This window comes from Bartonella sp. AC70YNML, assembly GCF_042196545.1.
GTDB lineage: Bacteria > Pseudomonadota > Alphaproteobacteria > Rhizobiales > Rhizobiaceae > Bartonella.
Map to the genome: position 1 here is coordinate 162778 of NZ_JBHIQK010000003.1, position 19031 is coordinate 181808.

The 19031-nt window shown below is 39.0% G+C and carries 15 protein-coding genes, 1 tRNA gene and 2 pseudogenes; 4 read left to right on the forward strand and 14 right to left on the reverse strand.

From position 1 onward, the window contains the following. Nucleotides 1-920 precede the first annotated feature (920 nt). The 3 genes from ACFIMU_RS04155 to ACFIMU_RS04165 all read right to left on the reverse strand — a co-directional run bounded on the left by ACFIMU_RS04155 (nt 921) and on the right by ACFIMU_RS04165 (nt 2934). Nucleotides 921-1445 (reverse strand): type II toxin-antitoxin system PemK/MazF family toxin, encoded by a 525-nt coding sequence (locus tag ACFIMU_RS04155; protein WP_375608131.1) that lies wholly within the window; start codon nt 1443-1445, stop codon nt 921-923. Nucleotides 1446-1743: 298 nt separating this feature from the next. Then, nucleotides 1744-2316, reverse strand: coding sequence for a disulfide bond formation protein B (locus tag ACFIMU_RS04160; protein WP_375614478.1), 573 nt, complete (start codon nt 2314-2316; stop codon nt 1744-1746). 12 nt (nt 2317-2328) lie between these two features. Then, complete coding sequence (locus ACFIMU_RS04165; protein WP_375606496.1) at nt 2329-2934, reverse strand: YqaA family protein; 606 nt, start codon at nt 2932-2934, stop codon at nt 2329-2331. A gap of 221 nt (nt 2935-3155) precedes the next feature. On the opposite strand from ACFIMU_RS04165, the gene ACFIMU_RS04170 reads away from it, so the two are divergent. Beyond that, nucleotides 3156-3240, forward strand: a tRNA-Leu gene (locus ACFIMU_RS04170). Between the two features lie 1327 nt (nt 3241-4567). Here the strand turns inward: ACFIMU_RS04170 and ACFIMU_RS04175 are convergent. The 3 genes and pseudogenes from ACFIMU_RS04175 to fumC form a co-directional block, all read right to left on the reverse strand. Continuing rightward, complete coding sequence (locus ACFIMU_RS04175; RefSeq protein WP_375606495.1) at nt 4568-5455, reverse strand: outer membrane protein; 888 nt, start codon at nt 5453-5455, stop codon at nt 4568-4570. Nucleotides 5456-6105: 650 nt separating this feature from the next. Then, a pseudogene (locus ACFIMU_RS04180) lies at nt 6106-6324 on the reverse strand (lyase family protein); the annotation flags it as partial. A gap of 893 nt (nt 6325-7217) precedes the next feature. Beyond that, complete coding sequence (fumC, locus tag ACFIMU_RS04185; protein ID WP_375606494.1) at nt 7218-8606, reverse strand: class II fumarate hydratase; 1389 nt, start codon at nt 8604-8606, stop codon at nt 7218-7220. Between the two features lie 227 nt (nt 8607-8833). On the opposite strand from fumC, the gene groES reads away from it, so the two are divergent. Continuing rightward, nucleotides 8834-9130 (forward strand): co-chaperone GroES, encoded by a 297-nt coding sequence (groES, locus tag ACFIMU_RS04190; RefSeq protein WP_005774667.1) that lies wholly within the window; start codon nt 8834-8836, stop codon nt 9128-9130. Nucleotides 9131-9188: 58 nt separating this feature from the next. Continuing rightward, nucleotides 9189-10832 (forward strand): chaperonin GroEL, encoded by a 1644-nt coding sequence (gene groL / locus ACFIMU_RS04195; RefSeq protein WP_375606493.1) that lies wholly within the window; start codon nt 9189-9191, stop codon nt 10830-10832. A gap of 758 nt (nt 10833-11590) precedes the next feature. On the opposite strand, the pseudogene ACFIMU_RS04200 reads toward groL, so the two are convergent. The 5 genes and pseudogenes from ACFIMU_RS04200 to ACFIMU_RS04220 all read right to left on the reverse strand — a co-directional run. Continuing rightward, nucleotides 11591-11721 (reverse strand): annotated as a pseudogene (locus ACFIMU_RS04200) (integrase); the annotation flags it as partial. 528 nt (nt 11722-12249) lie between these two features. After that, nucleotides 12250-12462, reverse strand: a complete 213-nt coding sequence (locus ACFIMU_RS04205; protein WP_375606491.1) for a hypothetical protein — start codon at nt 12460-12462, stop codon at nt 12250-12252. After that, nucleotides 12455-12667 (reverse strand): hypothetical protein, encoded by a 213-nt coding sequence (locus ACFIMU_RS04210; protein ID WP_375606490.1) that lies wholly within the window; start codon nt 12665-12667, stop codon nt 12455-12457. The genes ACFIMU_RS04205 and ACFIMU_RS04210 overlap by 8 nt, the downstream gene beginning before the upstream one ends. Next, nucleotides 12591-12827 carry a hypothetical protein gene (locus tag ACFIMU_RS04215; protein ID WP_375606489.1) on the reverse strand — a complete coding sequence of 79 codons (237 nt, stop codon included), beginning with the start codon at nt 12825-12827 and terminating at the stop codon, nt 12591-12593. Before ACFIMU_RS04215 ends, ACFIMU_RS04210 begins: the two co-directional genes overlap by 77 nt. Continuing rightward, nucleotides 12824-13486 carry a lysozyme gene (locus ACFIMU_RS04220; protein ID WP_375606488.1) on the reverse strand — a complete coding sequence of 221 codons (663 nt, stop codon included), beginning with the start codon at nt 13484-13486 and terminating at the stop codon, nt 12824-12826. The genes ACFIMU_RS04215 and ACFIMU_RS04220 overlap by 4 nt, the downstream gene beginning before the upstream one ends. A 142-nt stretch (nt 13487-13628) precedes the next feature. On the opposite strand from ACFIMU_RS04220, the gene ACFIMU_RS04225 reads away from it, so the two are divergent. Continuing rightward, nucleotides 13629-13976, forward strand: a complete 348-nt coding sequence (locus ACFIMU_RS04225) for a hypothetical protein (RefSeq protein ID WP_375696846.1) — start codon at nt 13629-13631, stop codon at nt 13974-13976. A 667-nt stretch (nt 13977-14643) separates the two neighbouring features. On the opposite strand, the gene ACFIMU_RS04230 is transcribed toward ACFIMU_RS04225, so the two are convergent. From ACFIMU_RS04230 to ACFIMU_RS04240, 3 genes are all read right to left on the reverse strand, one after another. Next, complete coding sequence (locus ACFIMU_RS04230; protein WP_375606486.1) at nt 14644-15570, reverse strand: YopJ/AvrA family T3SS effector serine/threonine acetyltransferase; 927 nt, start codon at nt 15568-15570, stop codon at nt 14644-14646. A 334-nt stretch (nt 15571-15904) separates the two neighbouring features. Continuing rightward, nucleotides 15905-16831: a YopJ/AvrA family T3SS effector serine/threonine acetyltransferase gene (locus ACFIMU_RS04235; protein ID WP_375614474.1), complete on the reverse strand. Its 927-nt coding sequence runs from the start codon at nt 16829-16831 to the stop codon at nt 15905-15907. 336 nt (nt 16832-17167) lie between these two features. After that, a complete protein-coding gene (locus ACFIMU_RS04240; protein WP_375696847.1) occupies nt 17168-18112 on the reverse strand; it encodes a YopJ/AvrA family T3SS effector serine/threonine acetyltransferase in 945 nt (314 codons plus the stop codon). Between the last annotated feature and the right edge of the window lie 919 nt (nt 18113-19031).

Here is a 19031-nt window from a genome sequence, read left to right on the forward strand (position 1 = left end):
TTTGAGAGCCTTTTAAAAACTCTTTGAAAAAAAATTAATTGGTACAAAACCTAGTGTCAAAATATACAAAACTTGATGACAAGCTACAATGGGTGTCTATTGTTCCATTGTGATGCTTGGTTGTTCATGTTTAGAAACGACAAGTGTATTAAATGCGATAGGGCTGATAGAAAGGAGAACGTATCCTGTAAAAAATAGGTATGTCTTTAAAATAAAGCTGATAAACGAAATTATTTTTTTTATCTACCTTTTATATGGTGAGAAAAAAGGCTTTAAAAGCGCAAGCATACGCAATTTAGCAGTAAATCCCAAAATAGCTTAACATAGATCGTTTCTCGGAAAAGGGGAAGAAAATCTATCTGCAAAAGCTATGTTAGGTCATGTGACCGGTGAAATAATGTGGTTAGGGCGATAAACAATTGTTATTGGTGAAGAGATAGAAATCGATTGGGTGTTGATTTCTGGTTCATTAGAGAATTTTCTTTGTTCTCTCGTCAAATACTATCGTTTGAGGTGTGGTCATATAAAGCGAAGCTTTTTTCAATCTTGGAAAGATATTCCCATTGCGGTAAATCATATAAAGTTTAAGAAACGCCAGCACGATTTTTTGTGCAATGAAATGATAAGTATGTACAACATCTCGGTAATCTCCATGGGAAACTTTACCGGATCAACAGTACGGATATTGTCTTCTGCTTATCCCCAAATCGCAAATATTTCAAAACAACAACGGTGGAGAATGAATGTGGATATGTTTTAGGGAAGGTTGCAAAAAATGCCTAAAAAGTTCTCAAAAAAATACCAAAAATGACGAAAGGAGCGGTTTCCCACTCCTTCGTTCCTATCTCCCCTTGCGGGGAAGCGGCCACCATTACTGATGCCGTGTATGGCGGTATATATACGCTTATTTTTTTCAAAAGTCAATAGTGTAAATGCGGTAAATATTTGAGCATTAGAGCTACAACTTTATGAAAATCTTCGCAGGATAATCTTGGAACGGTACGTGAGCAACTTAAACGACTTACAGAAACTGTTGTGACATAATTGCAGATAATCCATGCTTTTTTATTCTCTATGGGAGATTGTATTGGATACGCAGCGGGATTATTGGGTTGTGATTTCGTTGAAAAAGGCAAAACTGTTACATTTCCATATAATTTTGCATTCTTAGAAAGCACTAAAACAGGCCGCTTTTTCCAAAATTCAGGGAGTATTGAATCATGAGGAAAATCGCACCAAAAAACTTGCCTGATGCGTGGTGCCGATTTGATTCGTGGTTTTATATGAGGTGGTTTTTCGTAAGGAGCATTTAAATCCCTTTCTTTTATATGCTCGCGCCATGCATTATGATCATGTTCCATCATAACACATGGTTCTTCAAGTTTGGTTATATCTAAGGAAATAGGTGATAGGGTAGAAGGCGCTGTGTTCTTATCTTCAGCCATAGCAGACCATTTATATTTATTGGTCCCCTCACTTATTATTTTACGGCTTTTCTATCACGAGTTTTTATCAAAATGTTGCCCATAAGTACAGAGAGGTGAAACCATAAAATGGATGTCTCTGCTTATTTTTGTCTTTTGAGTACAACGTTAGAGGAGGGATGTTGGTAACTCGTTGGTGTTGGTGGGTTGGTTTGGCGGTGGGTGGTTTTGGGTGGGGATTGGTGACTGGAGGGTTGGTTGGTTAGAGGGGAAGCTATTGGAGAGAACGAGTGCACGCGGTTTCGTTTCTATTTTATGGTTAGAGTTTTTTATGGACTGAAAGAATTCCTTTTGAAGCGATATAGAGGCTTATAAGGGAGAAAAATAGGCTTGAGACGACATTCCAACCGGCAAATGAGAGAAAAAGAAAGCGTACGGATGCTTCAGAACAAGAAGGGGGATGAATGCTATTTAATTGGTTAAGAAGCTGGTTAATGTCTGAGGTTTTTCTGACTGCGCTTAAACCACAGCTGAGGGGAGCTTCCCAAAAGCCATATTCAACACCCGCATGATAAACGGCTAAAACAAGGCTGATGCACATTAAGACAAAAACACACAAAAATAAAAGTTGTATCCAAGCCGTTGTGCGAAAAAAACATGCCCCAAAACCTGCTAAGAGCAAAAATGGTATGGCACCATAATAGGGAAAACGCTCTATGAGACATAAATCGCAAGGAAGATATCCGCCAAGATATTCAAAACTAAGGGCGAGACCTATTGTAGTGGATAAGCAAAAAGCGAGAAAAAAAGCCCATAAACATTGTTCTTTTCTGCTGGGTTCAACATGAAGGTGCTTGTGTAAAAGTGGATGAGAAGACAAAACGCATGCCATTAAGTCTGTTCCTTATAAAAGCTTCTTGTTTAAAAAAGCTATGAAAATCCCATAAATTAAAAGGAGGCTAACACAACCAATGAGAACAATCCATTTAAAATGCTGTACTAGAAAATTCATTGCTTTTTGCCCAAAATGTTTAATCAGCCACGCAAGAAGATAAAAACGAGCGCCTCTGGAAAAAATACAAATAAGAATGAAAAATTCAAGACGCACACTCATAACACCGGCCAAAATTGTGACAATCTTGATGGGGGGAAGATGAAAAAAACCTGATGTTATCAGTAAAATGATGAGAAATTGCAGGGTTGTACTATTTTTCAGAGATTCAAAACTTTCAACCTTACCATAAATTTCTAAAATGGGTTTGGCAAGGGTATCATAGGCAAAATGTCCGATAAACCAACCGGCAATGCCTCCTAATACAGAACAGATCGTCGCAATCAAAGCATAACGATAAACCCGCTTTTGATGGATAAGCAGCATCGGAATATATAAAACATCTATGGGAATTGGAAAAATAGAACTTTCAATAAAGGCAATGAAACCAAGCCAGTGTGGTGCTGTACGCCGATTTGCTAAAGAAATCGTCCAAAGCTTTAATTTGTTTAATATCATGAGGCTTTTATAAGTTTAAGAGGTAAAGACTTTACAAATGAGATTGCTATAAATCCGGTAGAGAAATCCAATAAAGAAAATATTCCATAAAATAGATAAGAAAATGATATGAATTCTTAAAAAATGAGAAGTCTTCTGTTGACGAATCTGTTCTTCTTCATATAGTGCAAAGGAATAATCGACAAGTCTGTCTTTTATAGTCCTGTCTTTTATAGCAGTGTGCGGGTGTGGTGGAACTGGTAGACGCGCCAGACTCAAAATCTGGTTCCGAGAGGAGTGTCGGTTCGAGTCCGACCACCCGCACCACTTCATAAATATTTTCCTTTATCCTGTTACGGCGCATCACGTTGTTTTATAAAACATGGGGGGTATAAAACGTGGGATTTATAGACCGTGTTCAATGTTTGGCATGTTGAATGAAAAACCTCTAATACCCTAGGATTCTTTCATTTCAAGTCTGTTTGTAGTAAATCAACCAAAATCATGTCGCTTGTACGTTACAAGCTAGATGAGCTCGCGTGGAGTGAAATTTTACAAAAAATGAATAAAAATGCCTCTTATGCCGTTTCAAGGGCATCATTGGAGGTAAAGTATATGATGGATGGTGCCAGCTTGCATTTTTATGAAGTGTAGAGATGGTGCTCTATAGATTTTATATTCCTGTGGGTGTTGTCGCAAAATGAGCTTGAGGGTTTTGAGAGATGTTTCTTTAAAACACGCATGTGAATTGGCAACCCAAGTATCTTGAATTTGAGTGTGTTTGGTTTGAAGCGCTGCCGTATGATATGAAGGGTGTGATCCAAAAAAGATATGTGAGAAACAAAAACATGGGGCAATGTGTAATTTCCTCTCTTTAAAAGACAGGAGCAGAGGCTTAAAAGATTGTGCTTTAAAGGCTTTTGAAAGTCGTAAAGCAGAGGGAAATGGTAAGATTGGAAATTGGTTTTTACCTTGACAACTTCATGTGCTCCCTAAATGAAGTTGTCTTCCCGTTACAGAAATTACATAAACAGAGAACCGCAATATCCTCTCTCCATTCTGGCATACAATAGCGGTAAAATACTGTCGTTTGAAGTGTGGTAATATAGGGCATCCTTCCTTGAAACGTTACAGTATTTTTTCGGTGTGTGTTGGATATTCTTAAATGTGTTTATCTTGCTGTAGGTTTAAGAGCATTCCATGCGGAGGAGCCCAAAGAAGCCCGCCCAAGAGTCCCCCGATATCCCCCAAGAGTTTTTGTGTTTTTATAAACGGACATGGTGTTTAAAAATGGATTTTTAGAATCTTTATCCTTTGAGAGCGGGGAGGCAAGTCAACATCATCTTATAAAACTGCAATTGATGCACAATATCCATATTTATTTTAAAGAAATATCTCTTACATAGCGGCTCTCATTTATTTTACGATGGCGCCTAGTGGTATGATGGTAAAGCTCTTATATTCCAAATGCATTACATGAAAGGCTGAGAGGATAGAAATTTGCTTTAAGAGAGGGAGAGGCTTTATTGTTTCGTGACTATTTGTTTAAAGTTTAGTACAGGCTTTTAGAATCTACGTCTTTTTAGGGGTAAAGGGGCATTAAAAAACCCCGTTTTTAACAGGGTTTTTTAATTGTTCAATTTTTCTACAAAACTTAGAATTTATAAGCGATACCAAAGCGAACATCATGCGTTTGAGAAGAGATTTTAAGGTTATCGTTTGCAAATTTCTTTTTAAAAAAATCTGAATAACGATATTCTGTACGCATAATGATATTATCTGTCATTGCAAGATCAAAACCACCACCAACAGTGTAACCAAACATTGTTTTTGTCTCATCTAACACATTGCCAGAAGCAAAAATTGTCGAATCTTCTTGCGATTTTGATAAAAGTGACATGATATATTGCATCTGTGTATAGGCTATACCCCCTGCAATATAAGGCATAAGACGATGGGAAGCAAAACCAATACGCGCGCGCGTGGCACCAGACCACGTTTCTTTCAATGTTACACTGCTAACAACAATGTCACCATAGTTGGATATCGTTTCACCCTGAGCTGCAGGTTTTATGATAGGAATCCCAGCTTTTTTAAAGGCAATGTTAATGGAGTTTGATTCATCTAGAATTTTCTTTCCATTGTCTGTTTGGGTGCTTTTCCTCCCAGACCAGACCATGTCGGTATCAAAACTGAAAACAAGATCTCCCAGATCAATATTAGAACCTGCATACAAACCTGCTCTCAATCCTGATAGTTTCGGTGATAAATCTCTATCAACCCAAGCCCACTTTCCGTCCCTAGCTTCTTGTGCATAATTTAGAGTATTTTTATTGGAAAAATATCCAATTTGTCCTCCAAAATAAAAACCAGACCAAGAAAAAGGCGCAGAAACAGTAACCGGTGAAATACGTGATGACGAAACATCTTGCAATGAAACCTTCGGTTCTGATTGCTTAAAGATTACTGTATCTGCTGCTTGCGCTGTTGAAGCGGTAATGAAGGTGAAAATAGATAGTGCAACTAAACATTTTGTTTTCATAAAAACGTCCCCAATTTATTTCAGATACAAATCGTATTATATACGAATTGGTTAAAAAAATCTATATTTAATATCATTATGAAAACTAAAACATTCAAAAACTCTATAATTATCCATATTTAAGCGTTCTTGAAACTTGTTTTCATGCTATTATCCCACGTTTATATTGATTTTTCAGTATTTTTATATACTCTTTCAGTGTTCTCTGTGTTTTAGAAAAAATTATAGTATAGTAAACAAGCTTTCTATTTATTAAAAAAATATTACTTTATATATATTAAAACACTTTTTGTTGTTAAATGTATTATCCATTATGATTGACACCAATGTGCTTAAATATTCAATTTATCGTAAAAATGCATATTGGTACCGTCATATTCGTTGCTCGTTGGTACCGTCATATTCGTTGCTCGTTTTTGATATTGCATAGCTTTGTATTGCGGTAGCCTTTTGAGCACTCGAGGGGATGAGCGACTTTATTTCTTTTTTATCTATATGCCACTTTTGCTTATAATAATCTAAGCGAATAGTTTTGATTGATTGAATAGAATACGAAGAATCAGAAGGAGTAAAGTGCGAGAATCTCAAGTCTCATGAGGTTTCTTATGCGCCATGTAAAACGGATAAACTCTCCGTTCCGTTCGCTTAAAGCCGGAACGTGGATGAGAGCCTAAAAACTGAATGTCGTTGGCTATTTTAAAGAGATTAGCGCGTGCATTCAGGTTTTTGTGGAAATGGGTGAGGGCGCCATAATGGGCAAATGCCTCCAATTTCTTGCGAGCTGTCAAGGATATCCCGTCAAAGAGTAGATTGTTTCAGCAAAGGTCAAAACCTTTCAGTGCATCGAATTTTGTTCCAACAGCTGTTCCTCTATTGAGCACCCATTTTCACGCTTCATAAAGGAGACATTTCTCAATGTTCCTAAACCCATTTCACGACGGCGATTGTGAATGATATAATGATAAATCTATTGAGCACCTCTTTTACGCTTCATAAAGGAGAAAGTCGGTACCATTACTATATTTGCCAGTTCGTAGGGTGTTGTGACAGTCCTCTCCACAATGTTGTGATAGGCCCCTTTGTCCGTTGTGACAGTCCTTGGCACTTGAGGTGGTTCATTAGAGGCGTTTGTAGTCCTTATCGGATACAATTTCTATTCATACATTCATTGCGTTTGTGATGTGCAAGTAAGTGATTTTGATTGATGCAACATGGGACAGATTTAAAATGAGAAAATCTTACGGTATTTAGGATTCTCGTTCAATATGGATAACGCTAGATTATTATTATAAATAAACACATTATCTCATTGAGATAAGAGTTATTTACCCAATGTTATCAATAATGATAACATTGTAAAGCGTAACTACGATGAATTCATTAATCTTTTTATACTTCGATTGAAATTATGTCTATTAATACCGATTTTTTTGAGCTAATTTTGTTTGGTTGATAGCTAATAGATTTTCAAAATCAAGACGCGAAGCTAGAATGAAAAACACCTTAAGGTCATATCCCTTTAAATCACTTTTTGCCAGTATAGCTATTGGGTGTTGAGCTATGACTATCCATTCCTTTCCAAAATCGTTGTGCCTTTTAAGTACAATATAAGCAACAAAAACACCCATAGCATAAATGCGGCTCAGAGCCTAAAATGAACGCTGTGGGTAATTGTTATCGGTCATCATCGGGGTGTAAAACACCCCGATCTTTTGACAGAAAGATTTGTTTTAAGACGTTTGTATCTTTTTTAGTGAGTTGTTTATTGGGGAGCAATCATCTTTTTGGGATCAACTAATCGGTCATAATCCTCTACAAAAACCCCTGCTTTTAATGCTTCGGTGCGCAAAGTTGTATCATTTTTATGCGCTGCTTTGGCAATTTCAGCAGCTTTTTCATAGCCAATTTCTGGTGCAAGAGCTGTGACTAACATGAGTGAGCGCTCCATGAGCGAGTGAATATGAACACGATTGGCCCGTAATCCTTGAATACAATGCATATCAAAAGAACGCATGCAATCACCAAGAAGGGTAATTGATTGTAAAACGTTATAGCCAATAACAGGTTTATAAACGTTGAGTTCAAAATGTCCTTGGCTTGCGGCAAAGGTTACGCTGGTGTGATTACCAAAAACTTGGCATGCGACCATGGTTAAGGCTTCACATTGCGTGGGGTTGACTTTGCCGGGCATAATAGAAGATCCGGGTTCATTTTCAGGAAGACTGAGTTCCCCTAAACCGGAACGTGGACCAGAGCCTAAAAACCGAATGTCATTGGCAATTTTAAACAGATCAGCAGCTAAGGCATTCAAGCTCCCGTGGAAATGCGCAAGGGCGCCATGATGGGCAAGTGCTTCAAATTTATTGCGGGCAGTTTGGAACGTTATTTCTGTGAGAGTGCTCACTGTTTGCGCAAAAGCAACGTCAAAACCTTTGGGTGCATTCAGTCCTGTGCCAACAGCCGTACCACCTTGAGCAAGCATTTGGACATCGGTTAGAGCATTTTTAATACGCTGAAAATTGGCTTCTAATGCGGCACGATAGCCTGAAAATTCTTGCCCTAAGGTTAAAGGGGTTGCATCTTGCGTATGGGTGCGGCCGATTTTAATGATATCTGCAAATTCTTGCTCTTTTTGTTTTAATGTCGCAATAAGAGCTTCAAGGATTGGCAGTAAGTGTTGGCGTGTTTGCAACGTGGTGGCAATGTGAAGCGCCGTGGGAAAGGAATCGTTCGATGATTGGCTCATATTGACATGGTCATTGGGATGAACTGGTTTTTTGCTTCCAAGTTTTCCTCCCAAAATCTTACTAGCACGATTAGCAATGACTTCATTGACATTCATATTGCTTTGTGTGCCAGAACCTGTTTGCCAGACGGACAGTGGAAAATGCGTATCAAAATCGCCGGCAAGCACTTCATCAGCGGCGGCAATAATTGCTTTTCCAATATTTTCTGGTAGTTTTCCTTTGCCCATATTTACAATCGCTGCTGCTTTTTTGACAAGGACTAAGGCATAGATGATGGCAAGAGGCTGCTTTTCACTGCCAATATTAAAATTATGCAGAGAACGTTCAGTTTGTGCGCCCCAATAACGATCTTGACGTACCGAAATCGTTCCAAAGCTATCCGTTTCCTGACGTGTTTCAACCATGATAAGATCCTTTTTTGTTCACGGGTTCTCAAAAAAGATAGATAACGCGAAAGTGCAATAAGAGGCAAGACTTTGAAGCTTCATTTAGAGAAATTATTTTTATGGCTATTCTTGACATTAAGAGATGCCGATTTTATATCTAATACATGCTAGCACTCGTAGCTTGAGAGTGCTAGCAAGAACTTTTAAGATTAATGCAATTATGTTCAGTTTTAAGGATTTAAAACATGGCTAATATACAATTCCGCCCACTTCACGACCGTGTCGTTGTCCGTCGGGTTGAATCTGAAAATAAAACGGCTGGTGGGATTATCATCCCTGATACAGCAAAAGAAAAACCCCAAGAAGGCGAAGTGATTGCTGTTGGCAATGGCGCTCTCGATGATAACGGAAAGCGCGTGCCGTTAGAAGTCAAAACAGGAGACCGTATTTTGTTTGGAAAATGGTCTGGAACTGAAGTCAAGATTAATGGGGAAGATCTCCTCATCATGAAAGAATCTGACATTATGGGAATTATGGGCTAATTGAAGCGCTTAATTTTTCATTGTGTACTATTTTGAGAAAACTCCAAGGAGAAATTAAATGGCTGCTAAAGAAGTCAAATTTGGCCGTGAAGCGCGTGAGCGTTTGTTGCGCGGTGTCGACATCCTTGCTAATGCTGTTAAGGTGACACTCGGCCCTAAAGGTCGCAATGTGGTGATTGATAAATCATTCGGTGCGCCTCGTATCACAAAAGATGGTGTATCCGTTGCAAAGGAAATCGAACTGGAAGATAAGTTCGAAAATATGGGTGCACAAATGTTGCGCGAAGTTGCTTCTAAAACCAATGATATCGCTGGTGATGGAACAACAACAGCAACTGTTTTAGGACAAGCTATTGTGCAAGAAGGTGTTAAAGCTGTTGCGGCGGGCATGAACCCAATGGATCTTAAACGTGGGATTGATGCTGCTGTTGAAGAAGTGGTGGCAAACCTCTTCAAAAAAGCAAAAAAAATCCAAACTTCAGCAGAAATTGCACAGGTGGGAACAATTTCCGCTAATGGCGCTGCTGAAATCGGTAAAATGATCGCTGATGCTATGGAAAAAGTGGGCAATGAAGGCGTCATTACCGTGGAAGAAGCTAAAACTGCTGAAACGGAATTAGAAGTCGTTGAAGGAATGCAATTTGACCGTGGGTATCTTTCCCCTTATTTTGTCACAAATGCTGAGAAAATGGTCGCTGATCTTGATGATCCTTACATTCTCATTCACGAAAAGAAATTGTCTAATTTGCAATCTCTTCTTCCTGTGCTTGAAGCTGTTGTTCAGTCTGGAAAACCACTTCTTATCATTGCTGAAGATGTGGAAGGTGAAGCTTTGGCAACGCTCGTGGTCAACAAGTTGCGTGGTGGTTTGAAAATTGCTGCTGTAAAAGCTCCTGGATTTGGTGATCGCCGTAAAGCAATGTTAGAGGATATCGCTATCTTGACATCCGGACAGGTTATTTCTGAAGATGTGGGCATTAAACTTGAAAATGTCACTTTGGATATGCTTGGACGTGCAAAGAAAGTGAATATTTCTAAAGAAAACACCACCATTATTGATGGTGCTGGACAAAAGGCTGAAATTACTGCTCGCGTCAATCAAATCAAGGCTCAGATTGAAGAAACAACTTCTGACTATGACCGTGAAAAATTGCAAGAAAGACTTGCTAAACTCGCTGGTGGTGTTGCTGTTATCCGTGTGGGTGGTGCAACAGAAGTTGAAGTGAAAGAAAAGAAAGACCGTGTTGATGATGCTTTGAATGCAACACGTGCTGCTGTTGAAGAAGGTATTGTTGCTGGAGGTGGTACCGCATTGTTGCGTGCAGCAAATGCGTTGACCGTTAAGGGAAGTAATCCTGACCAAGAAGCTGGTATTAGTATCGTTCGTCGTGCTCTACAAGCACCAGCGCGCCAGATTGCAAGCAATGCTGGTGAAGAAGCCGCTATTATTGTGGGCAAAGTGCTGGAAAATAATGCTGACACTTATGGTTACAATACCGCAACTGGTGAATTCGGTGATTTGATTGCTTTGGGAATTGTTGATCCTGTGAAAGTTGTGCGTTCTGCTCTTCAGAATGCGGCTTCAATTGCGAGCCTTCTGATCACAACAGAAGCAATGGTTGCTGAAGTTCCAAAGAAAGATACACCAATGCCTCCGATGCCTGCTGGCGGAATGGGTGGAATGGGCGGAATGGATTTCTAAGCTTTTTTCCATAGAAATAATAAAGAAACGGGTCTTCTGGGCCCGTTTTTTTTTATGCTTTTTCACGTTTCATACAGTTTTTCCTTTTATGACAGTTCCTTTATCTTATAGGATTGTTCTATTCTCCACTGGTTTATCTACCGTCATTGTGAATGAATCTCACTCTTAATCCATAGCTTTTTCTCTTGTTTTTATGAAATGTTTCTATTGTGCGGGGATCGTGGTTTCCTTTGAAAATATTTTGCTAATAAAAATACAATTCTTTGATTTATAGTCAGTTATTCCTAATACAGTTCTGTTTTTTCATTTCAGATTTATGCCTGCACCGTTAAAAAATCCTGGGTTTGTGCTTCATAAGGTGAGAGGTCACTACGGTTTTTATGAACCAACGCAATCATTAAAAGTCAGTAGTTAAGAGTTAGTACCTATTGAGCGTTGGAAAGACAGAATTGAAAAGAGAATGATGGGGCTGGTTTGTTTTTTATGAATAAGATGCTGGTATTTCAAGCTTTTGCATAGAGGAATAAGCATCTCTCTGTTTAGTTGATCTCTGAAATGGGGAGACTGCTCCATTTGAGAAGCTTAAAGATAAAAGCTAATTTTTCGCCTTGCTCTCATCTTTTTTTCGGTAAGCTCATCACCTAAACTGGAGCCAAACCCATGTTGTTATACTCAAGTTCTGTTTGTTGCCTATATTGTTACAGAAAATTCTTGAGTAGGGAGCAATTTTTGAGCTAAGGGGACCATGACAGGTAGCCAAAAAAATCATGACGAGACAATAGGCGTGCTTGTGTTAGAATTTTTAATGCTTCTGATGATAAAGGCACGCGAAATTCTGTTGTAGCTTCATGCTTTCTTTTCATATTTTCGAGCCAAGGATTTTCCATATATTCTCTTCAACTTGACCTTTATGCATAGGACATAAGGGCATTGAGAGGGTGGGAATTGAGAGGGTGGGAATTGAGAGGCAGGGAATTGGGGGGCAGGGAATTGGGGGGCATTGAGAGGCAGGGAGGAGCCAGCTTGCTTTTTTATTAAACGTAAAGATAAGAGGTTTTATGTAAGGCTCCCATTACATTGCTTGTTTATGCGCTTCTTTAAAAGAAATATTTTGTAATACAAAATTCTTGGCTATGCTATTTATGAAGAGTATAAAATCATTTGGATATCAATAGATTATTTAAAAAATGTACGTTGGTATGATCCTTTTCTTATGTTACCAAAGTTATTGACTTACGCGTTGGTTAAAAATCTCTCTTCATGCTCCTAAATTCATTTCATGAAAGTGTTTGTGAAGAGTGTATAAAAATTTCTCGTGAGACGTGAAAAATCATCAATAAAACTCCATGTGTTCAAAAAATAACGAATGGCTTTTTATATTTAAAAGATTTAAAACGTCTCACGTTTTTTATTTATTTTAGAGCTGAATATTCGATTTTTGTGTAAAAATACTTCCCAGCACATCTATGATTCGTGAAAAATCAAGCGCTAATAAGAAAATGATGAAGATAATCCACTTCGTATAGCGTGACATCATTTTTACACTTTTATACGTTGTGATGATTTCTTGTAGGACTTCTTTTTCCTTTTCTGTAAGCTCTGTTTGTTTTTCCGTTTTTTTTCTAGCCATGTTTCCACCCACACATGTGTTCCCCTTGTTTGTTATGCTTTAAAATATCTCTTGCGAGATTTGAACTGATGATATTGAGATCTTTGTTGTCTAAATAAATGGGCATCCAACCAACGCAAGAAAAATGCTCATTGATTGTTTTTATCGCGCAACCAGTGAGTAAGAGAAGCGCGTACATCAGCATCACTTTTTTGATTAATTTCATTTTCCACCTCTAGCCGTGTTGTTGATGACTTTAGCGTTTTTTCTATTTGCTTTTGTTGTTCAACCTTCTTTCCAAGAGTGAAAGCTTTTGCTAAAGCGATAAAAAAAGCGGTCAGAGCCGCTCCTGTTATCATTAGATTTTTTTTCAACCACCACATCATAAGCGCTGCTCCCGAAACCGTTTTGCCACAAAGAAAATGCCAACGCAGGCGGCTAAAACCATAATGGTTGCTAATGCCCATTGGATGGGACCATTGCCTGCCAATAAGCCTCCAAGTCCAGAAAAAGAACCAATAATCGGTGTAAGCGCTTCTGCTTTGAAAAATCCTGTTGGTGCTTGCGTTTCTACAGTTTGATAGTTGGAAGAAACATAAGCCCCTTTTGCCCATAATCCCGATTCTGCTGCACGACGGTGCACTAAACCGTGAAGACGTTTTCCTCCTGCTTTAGTCCACTTTTGTAACTCAGCAGGGACAGCCTCATATTCGCCATTATTGAGCTTTTTTAGAAGGGTCGAATTACAAAAAGCCGATGTTCCTATATTATAGCAAAACGATACGAGCGCGGCGAATTGTTCATCCGTTAAAGAAACTGTCACATGTTTTTCAACGGTATTTTCAAATTGTCTTAAATCTTGAGAAAGAATTTCTTCTGCTTGTTTTTCAGTAATGATCATGCCCTTGTGAACGAACGGTTGGCCAGCCGTGGTGGTATGGCCATAGCCGATTGTCCACACCCCGATGGAATCTTTATAGGCTTGTAAACGCAATCCTTCCCATTGTTTAATGAGTGCAAGCCCTGCTGATGATATTTTTCTCATTTACTTCTCCATAAAATAAAGCCTCACGTTAACGTGAGGCTGGTTGACAGATTAAAAATGAATTTTTTCACGCTTCAAAAACAGAAAAGAAGAAAAAATTAATTAAATCAAAATGTTACCTGTGTAATTCTAGGGGGCATGGTTGGATGTGGTCATATTTTCCGTTGGGAGAGCGTTGTTGTTGGTTTTGAGACCCGTTCCCATGGGGTGGTTTGTTGATCGCGTCTTATTGGTGCGGGCGGTGTTGATGTGGTGCACACGGGGTCATTGCCATTGTGCTGGCGGTTTTGTTGGCGCGGGGGTAGCATGGTGGGGAAAGGACGATGGGCTCCCCCCGGTTAAGCTGGTTGTGAGGGGGAGAGGGTTCTATAAAAAATTCCGTATAGAGGTGCATTCTGGTCACATAAATTCTTTTTCTCTTGTGAGAAAGAGTTTTTGCAAGGGGAAAGGGTTTGTTTGTGGGGATGGAGAGCGTTGTTGTTGGTTTTGAGATCCGTTCCCATGGGGTGTGGTTTGTTGATCGCGTCTTATTGGCGCGGGCGGTGTTGATGTGGTGCACACGGGTCATTGCCATTGCGCTGGCGGTTTTGTTGGCGATTGTGTTAGTGGTGGCATGATACGGGTGAGGTTGGAGGGGTGACATGTATGGTATGGTGAGTGGAACTCTTAGAAGGGCACTGTTGGCGCGGCAGGGATTGGGAGAGGTGTACAATTATTTGTGTTGGCAGTGGTTGTGAGGAGTGAGAGATGGAGAGAACGGATGGTGTGTGATTGTGGGGACAGAGAGCGGCTGTTCGTGGTGGTTTGAGAGCATGGCATTGATGTGGGGGTGTTTGAGATACGAAGTGGATACTCTTAGAAAAACAAGACATATGCTTTTACTGAAGACGAAAGCATTAAATATTTTATGTATCAAGCGTTTTGCTTATCCAAAGAGCCTCATTGTTACACAGAGCTTTGGGCTAACAAGAGCTGTGGAATTTTGATACAATTTTAAGAGGGGCTGGTTTTATAGGACAATGGTGTTTTTCTTTAAGAGGAAAGTTGTTGGCTATTTTTGTTTTAAGAGAGCAAAAGCTGGTTTGCTTAGAGAAATCTTAACCGTAAAGCAGCCTCTCTTCGTTCTTTGATGAATAGGAATATGGAAAAAGCCTTAATTACATCGTTAAAGATTTGTATTCAGTAATCCTTTTTTGGTGGGAGGAAACAGAAACAGTTTTTCCTTCTGTTGTTCTTAAGTTTTTTTCAAACCTCTCTCTCAGAGTTTCCCCTTTTTTGTTGACTGTTTCATGTTCAGCTTCCGGATGGACTTTTAAATAGTGTTCTAGACGTCTTTTTCCTTGCGCATGTTTATAAAAAGTGGTTGGAAGATAGGAATCTAACTTTTCAGCAGATACAGATGAATTGGGTTCACATAATACACCCTTAACATTATCTTTGTGCAATCTTGCTAATTTATCAGATTCAAGATGAAGCTTTTTGGCAAGGCTTAAGCTGAACATTCCACATTCAGAAGAGCTTCGCTGAATATCCATTTCTGCTGTGGTAAAAGAATAAGGAGGCAGTTGAAGACGTTGAAGGGTTTGATTTATTTTTATCCCTAGTTTGCAAGCCGCGATATTCTGAAATGTTGTAGGTTCAAGCATAATCAAAGAGATTTTCTCATCAACTTTTTGATAATCAAGGACGGCAAAGTGGATTTTGCTTCCCGAATTGACTATAAATTGGGCAGAATTTGCGCCGCTCTCAACGACTTCTTTTAGGGCGTGCGAAAACTCTTCTGCTGTAAGAGCCAATTTGAGATTCATGTCTGGATATTTGCTGTTTGCTTTTTCTACGAGAGCTGGCATCAATCTAATATCTGTGTTTTCATAATAAGAGTTAATCCAACGGCCGGTTACAAGATCTCTCTCTAAGCCTGTAATAATATCTTTTAATTCGTCAGAATTCGGTGCAGTATGTTCTTCTTCTTTTTGGATGGAACTTTGCATTAAACGTGCAATAAGGTCTTCTAAAGATTCATTTGCACTTGCTCCTTCTGGTGTTTGTGAGGAATGAGGGAGGGAAGAATCTTGTGGCTTCATAATCTTAGCCTCTATATTGATGATCGATAAATGGTATTATTTCTTCAATTTTGGCTAAACAATGTTTGCAGGAAAGATTTTTATCTAAAAAAAACAAAGAGATGAAATCATCTTTATTTTAAAAAATTTTGTTACCAAAGACAAAATCGCACGCTTTTCAGAGTCAAAGGTAAGGTATCTTTTTATCTTTTAAGAGATCACGTTGCTTACTGTTTGCATCTTTACCTCCTTCAAAGGGAAAAGAAGATTTGCTAACAGCAATTTATGCCTTACCGTAAAGCCGCAGAGCTTCATTCTTTGTGGATGTGGAATATGGCTATGGCCAAAACGCTTATTACATCATTAGAGATTTGTATTCTGTAGCTCTTTTTCTGTGTTGTGAAACAGAAACAGTTTTTGTCTCTGTTGCTACCAAGCTTCTCTCAAATCTTTCGGTTAGGGTTTCGCCTTTTTTGTTTACTTTCTCCTGTGCTGCTTCTGGATTGGCTTTTAGATATTCCCCAAGACGTCTTCTTCCTTGCACGTGTTTGTAAAAAGAGGTTGGAAGATATGTATCTAACTTTTCAGGAGATAGAGGTGTATCTGGTTCACATAATACACCCTTAACATTATCCTTATGCAGTCTTTCTAATTTTTGAGATTCGGTATGAAGCTTTTTAGCAAGGGCTAAGCTGAACATTCCACATTCAGAAGAGCTTCGCTGAATATCCATTTCTACCATGGCAAAAGAACAATTGGGCAACTCATGCGCTTTAAGAGCCAATTGTGTTCTTAATGCCAGCACTGCTGGTTTCATATTGTTGAGTGTTGTAGGTTCAAAAAATATCACGGAGGTTTTGTCATCGATGGTTTGATGATCAATCACTGAAAAATGGATTCCCCTGTCCTTTGTGTGAATAATAAATCTAGAAGATTGAACGCCGTTTTCGATGGCTTCTTTGAGTGCAAGGGCAAAGTCGTGAGATGACGCTGCCAATTGAAGACGCATGTCGGGATATTTACGATTTGCCTGATCTATCAAGGCTGGCATTAGTTTAAGGTCTGTACTTGCATAATCAGCTGTGAACCAACGACCCGTTGAGATATCATCCTCTAAACGGGCAACAATATCTTTTAATTCCTCACGATTGAATGGGATATCTTTGCCTTTTTCGCTACTGGGTTGTTCTAAATGTGCAGCAAGAGTGTCTAACGATGCATTTGCACTTGCTCCTTCTGGTGTTTGTGAGGAATGAGGGAGGGAAGAATCTTGTGGCTTCATGCTATTAGCCTCCATATTGATAATCGATAGGTGATATTATCTTCTTCAATTCTGGCTAAACAATGTTTTGCAGGAAAGATTTTTATCTAAAAAAAACAAAGAGATGAAATCATCTTTATTTTAAAAAATTTTGTTACCAAAGACAAAATCGCACGCTTTTCAGAGTCAAAGGTAAGGTATCTTTTTATCTTTTAAGAGATCACGTTGCTTACTGTTTGCATCTTTACCTCCTTCAAAGGGAAAAGAAGATTTGCTAACAGCAATTTATGCCTTACCGTAAAGCCGCAGAGCTTCATTCTTTGTGGATGTGGAATATGGCTATGGCCAAAACGCTTATTACATCATTAGAGATTTGTATTCTGTAGCTCTTTTTCTGTGTTGTGAAACAGAAACAGTTTTTGTCTCTGTTGCTACCAAGCTTCTCTCAAATCTTTCGGTTAGGGTTTCGCCTTTTTTGTTTACTTTCTCCTGTGCTGCTTCTGGGTTGGCTTTTAGATATTCCCCAAGACGTCTTCTGCCTTGCACGTGTTTGTATAAACGAGCTGGAAGATATGGATCTAATTTTTCAGCAGGTAAAGGCGTGTCTGGTTCACATAACACACCCTTAATATTATCTTTGTGTAGTCTTTCTAATTTTTGAGCTTCGAGATAAAGCTTTTTGGCAAGGCTTAAGCTGAACATCCCACATTCAGAGGAGCTTCGTTGAATATCCATTTCTACCATGGCAAAATGAATATTCGGAAATTGGTGATGTTCAATGGATTGTCGCGTCCTTAATGCCAGTAATGCGGGAAGCGTGTCACGCAGTAAGGTCGGTTCAAAAAAGATCAAAGATGTTTTATTATCAATGGTTTGATGATCGACAACCGCAAAATGAATTCCCCTATCTTGTGCGTTAACGATCAGCCTAGAAGATTTTATGCCCTTTTCGAGCGTTTCTTTGAGTGCAAGGGCAAAGCCGTCTGGGGGGCTTGTAAGTTTGAGATTCATCTCTGGATATTTACGATTTGCTTGATCGACCAAGGCTGGCATCATGTACAGATCTAGAATATCATAATAATTTTTGATCCAACTGCCATCGGCATTATGCTTTTCTAAACCGGCAATAATATCTTTTAATTCCGCACGATTAAAAGGGGTGTTTTTTATTTTTTCAATGTTAAGCCGTTCTAAATGTGCAGTAAGAGTGTCTAATGATGCATTTGCACGCGCCCCTTCAGGTGCACTTGCACCTTCTGGGGTTTGTGAGGAATGAGGTGGGGGGGAATCTTGTGGCTTCATACTATTAGCCTCCATATTGATTATCGATAGGTAATATTATCTTCTTCAATTCTGGCTAAACAATGTTTTGAAAAACAAGCCTTTGCATCTTGAAAGGTGAGGCGATGAGAGCATAATAATGCCGTTTTCATATTTTTATGCGTGTAGTGCTCATCATTGCTGTGATGTATTATATTGGTATTTTATAAGGGGATTATTAGGGCGTTCTATTGGGAGCCCTTATTGAATACCACTTGTTTTGAAAATCTCAAAATTATGGGGCTGTTGGTGATGCAAATTGTGTAATGCAAAAGAAAACAGTCAGAAAAGGACGAAAGATACCTTCAAACCGTAAAGTTTTAAACATTGCCGCGAAACACACTGTTTTATAACAGTCTATGGTAATGCGAAAATTTTATGATGAAATCTGGACGCAGAAAACCCCTTACCGCATCTACCATTAAATACGATTTTTCATATTCTGTCAACCGCAAAACGATTATTTTTCCTTTTTTATCGCGGGAAAAAATCTACAGAAAAAATCTCATTCATTAGCTATGCAGCAAAATATCTTGTTTTAATGGAAAAGTTTTTGATGTGGCAAAAAACATTTTCTCCTTTGAGAAAGGAGGGGAAAGGTGAAGGGAGAATTGTGGTTTTGAAATCCGTGGTATTTTATTGATGAAATTGGGAAGGCGGTGGTTGGAAGGTGTTGCGGGGGCAAAGCTTTAGGTATTGCGCAGGGGGTGTTCCGAGGGGATGACGAGGTGGGGGACTCGTGGGTGCTTAGAGGCGTGATGGCTCTTCGAGTGGCTGTTGGGGTCTCTAAAGGTTTCTGTATAAAGATTTATTGAGTAAATGCTTTTTCTCCTTTGAGAAAGGAGGGGAAAGGTGAAGGGAGAATTGTGGTTTTGAAATCCGTGGTATTTTATTGATGAAA

Excerpts from the sequence above, each read along its gene's own strand:
- ACFIMU_RS04230 (WP_375606486.1), bottom strand. The coding sequence starts at position 15,570 with ATGAAGCCACAAGATTCTTCCCTCCCTCATTCCTCACAAACACCAGAA.
- ACFIMU_RS04165 (WP_375606496.1), bottom strand. The coding sequence starts at position 2,934 with ATGATATTAAACAAATTAAAGCTTTGGACGATTTCTTTAGCAAATCGG.
- ACFIMU_RS04215 (WP_375606489.1), bottom strand. The coding sequence starts at position 12,827 with ATGATGTGGTGGTTGAAAAAAAATCTAATGATAACAGGAGCGGCTCTG.
- ACFIMU_RS04240 (WP_375696847.1), bottom strand. The coding sequence starts at position 18,112 with ATGAAGCCACAAGATTCCCCCCCACCTCATTCCTCACAAACCCCAGAA.
- ACFIMU_RS04235 (WP_375614474.1), bottom strand. The coding sequence starts at position 16,831 with ATGAAGCCACAAGATTCTTCCCTCCCTCATTCCTCACAAACACCAGAA.
- fumC (WP_375606494.1), bottom strand. The coding sequence starts at position 8,606 with ATGGTTGAAACACGTCAGGAAACGGATAGCTTTGGAACGATTTCGGTA.
- ACFIMU_RS04210 (WP_375606490.1), bottom strand. The coding sequence starts at position 12,667 with ATGAAATTAATCAAAAAAGTGATGCTGATGTACGCGCTTCTCTTACTC.
- ACFIMU_RS04220 (WP_375606488.1), bottom strand. The coding sequence starts at position 13,486 with ATGAGAAAAATATCATCAGCAGGGCTTGCACTCATTAAACAATGGGAA.
- ACFIMU_RS04175 (WP_375606495.1), bottom strand. The coding sequence starts at position 5,455 with ATGAAAACAAAATGTTTAGTTGCACTATCTATTTTCACCTTCATTACC.
- groL (WP_375606493.1), top strand. The coding sequence starts at position 9,189 with ATGGCTGCTAAAGAAGTCAAATTTGGCCGTGAAGCGCGTGAGCGTTTG.
- ACFIMU_RS04205 (WP_375606491.1), bottom strand. The coding sequence starts at position 12,462 with ATGGCTAGAAAAAAAACGGAAAAACAAACAGAGCTTACAGAAAAGGAA.
- groES (WP_005774667.1), top strand. The coding sequence starts at position 8,834 with ATGGCTAATATACAATTCCGCCCACTTCACGACCGTGTCGTTGTCCGT.
- ACFIMU_RS04160 (WP_375614478.1), bottom strand. The coding sequence starts at position 2,316 with ATGGCATGCGTTTTGTCTTCTCATCCACTTTTACACAAGCACCTTCAT.
- ACFIMU_RS04155 (WP_375608131.1), bottom strand. The coding sequence starts at position 1,445 with ATGGCTGAAGATAAGAACACAGCGCCTTCTACCCTATCACCTATTTCC.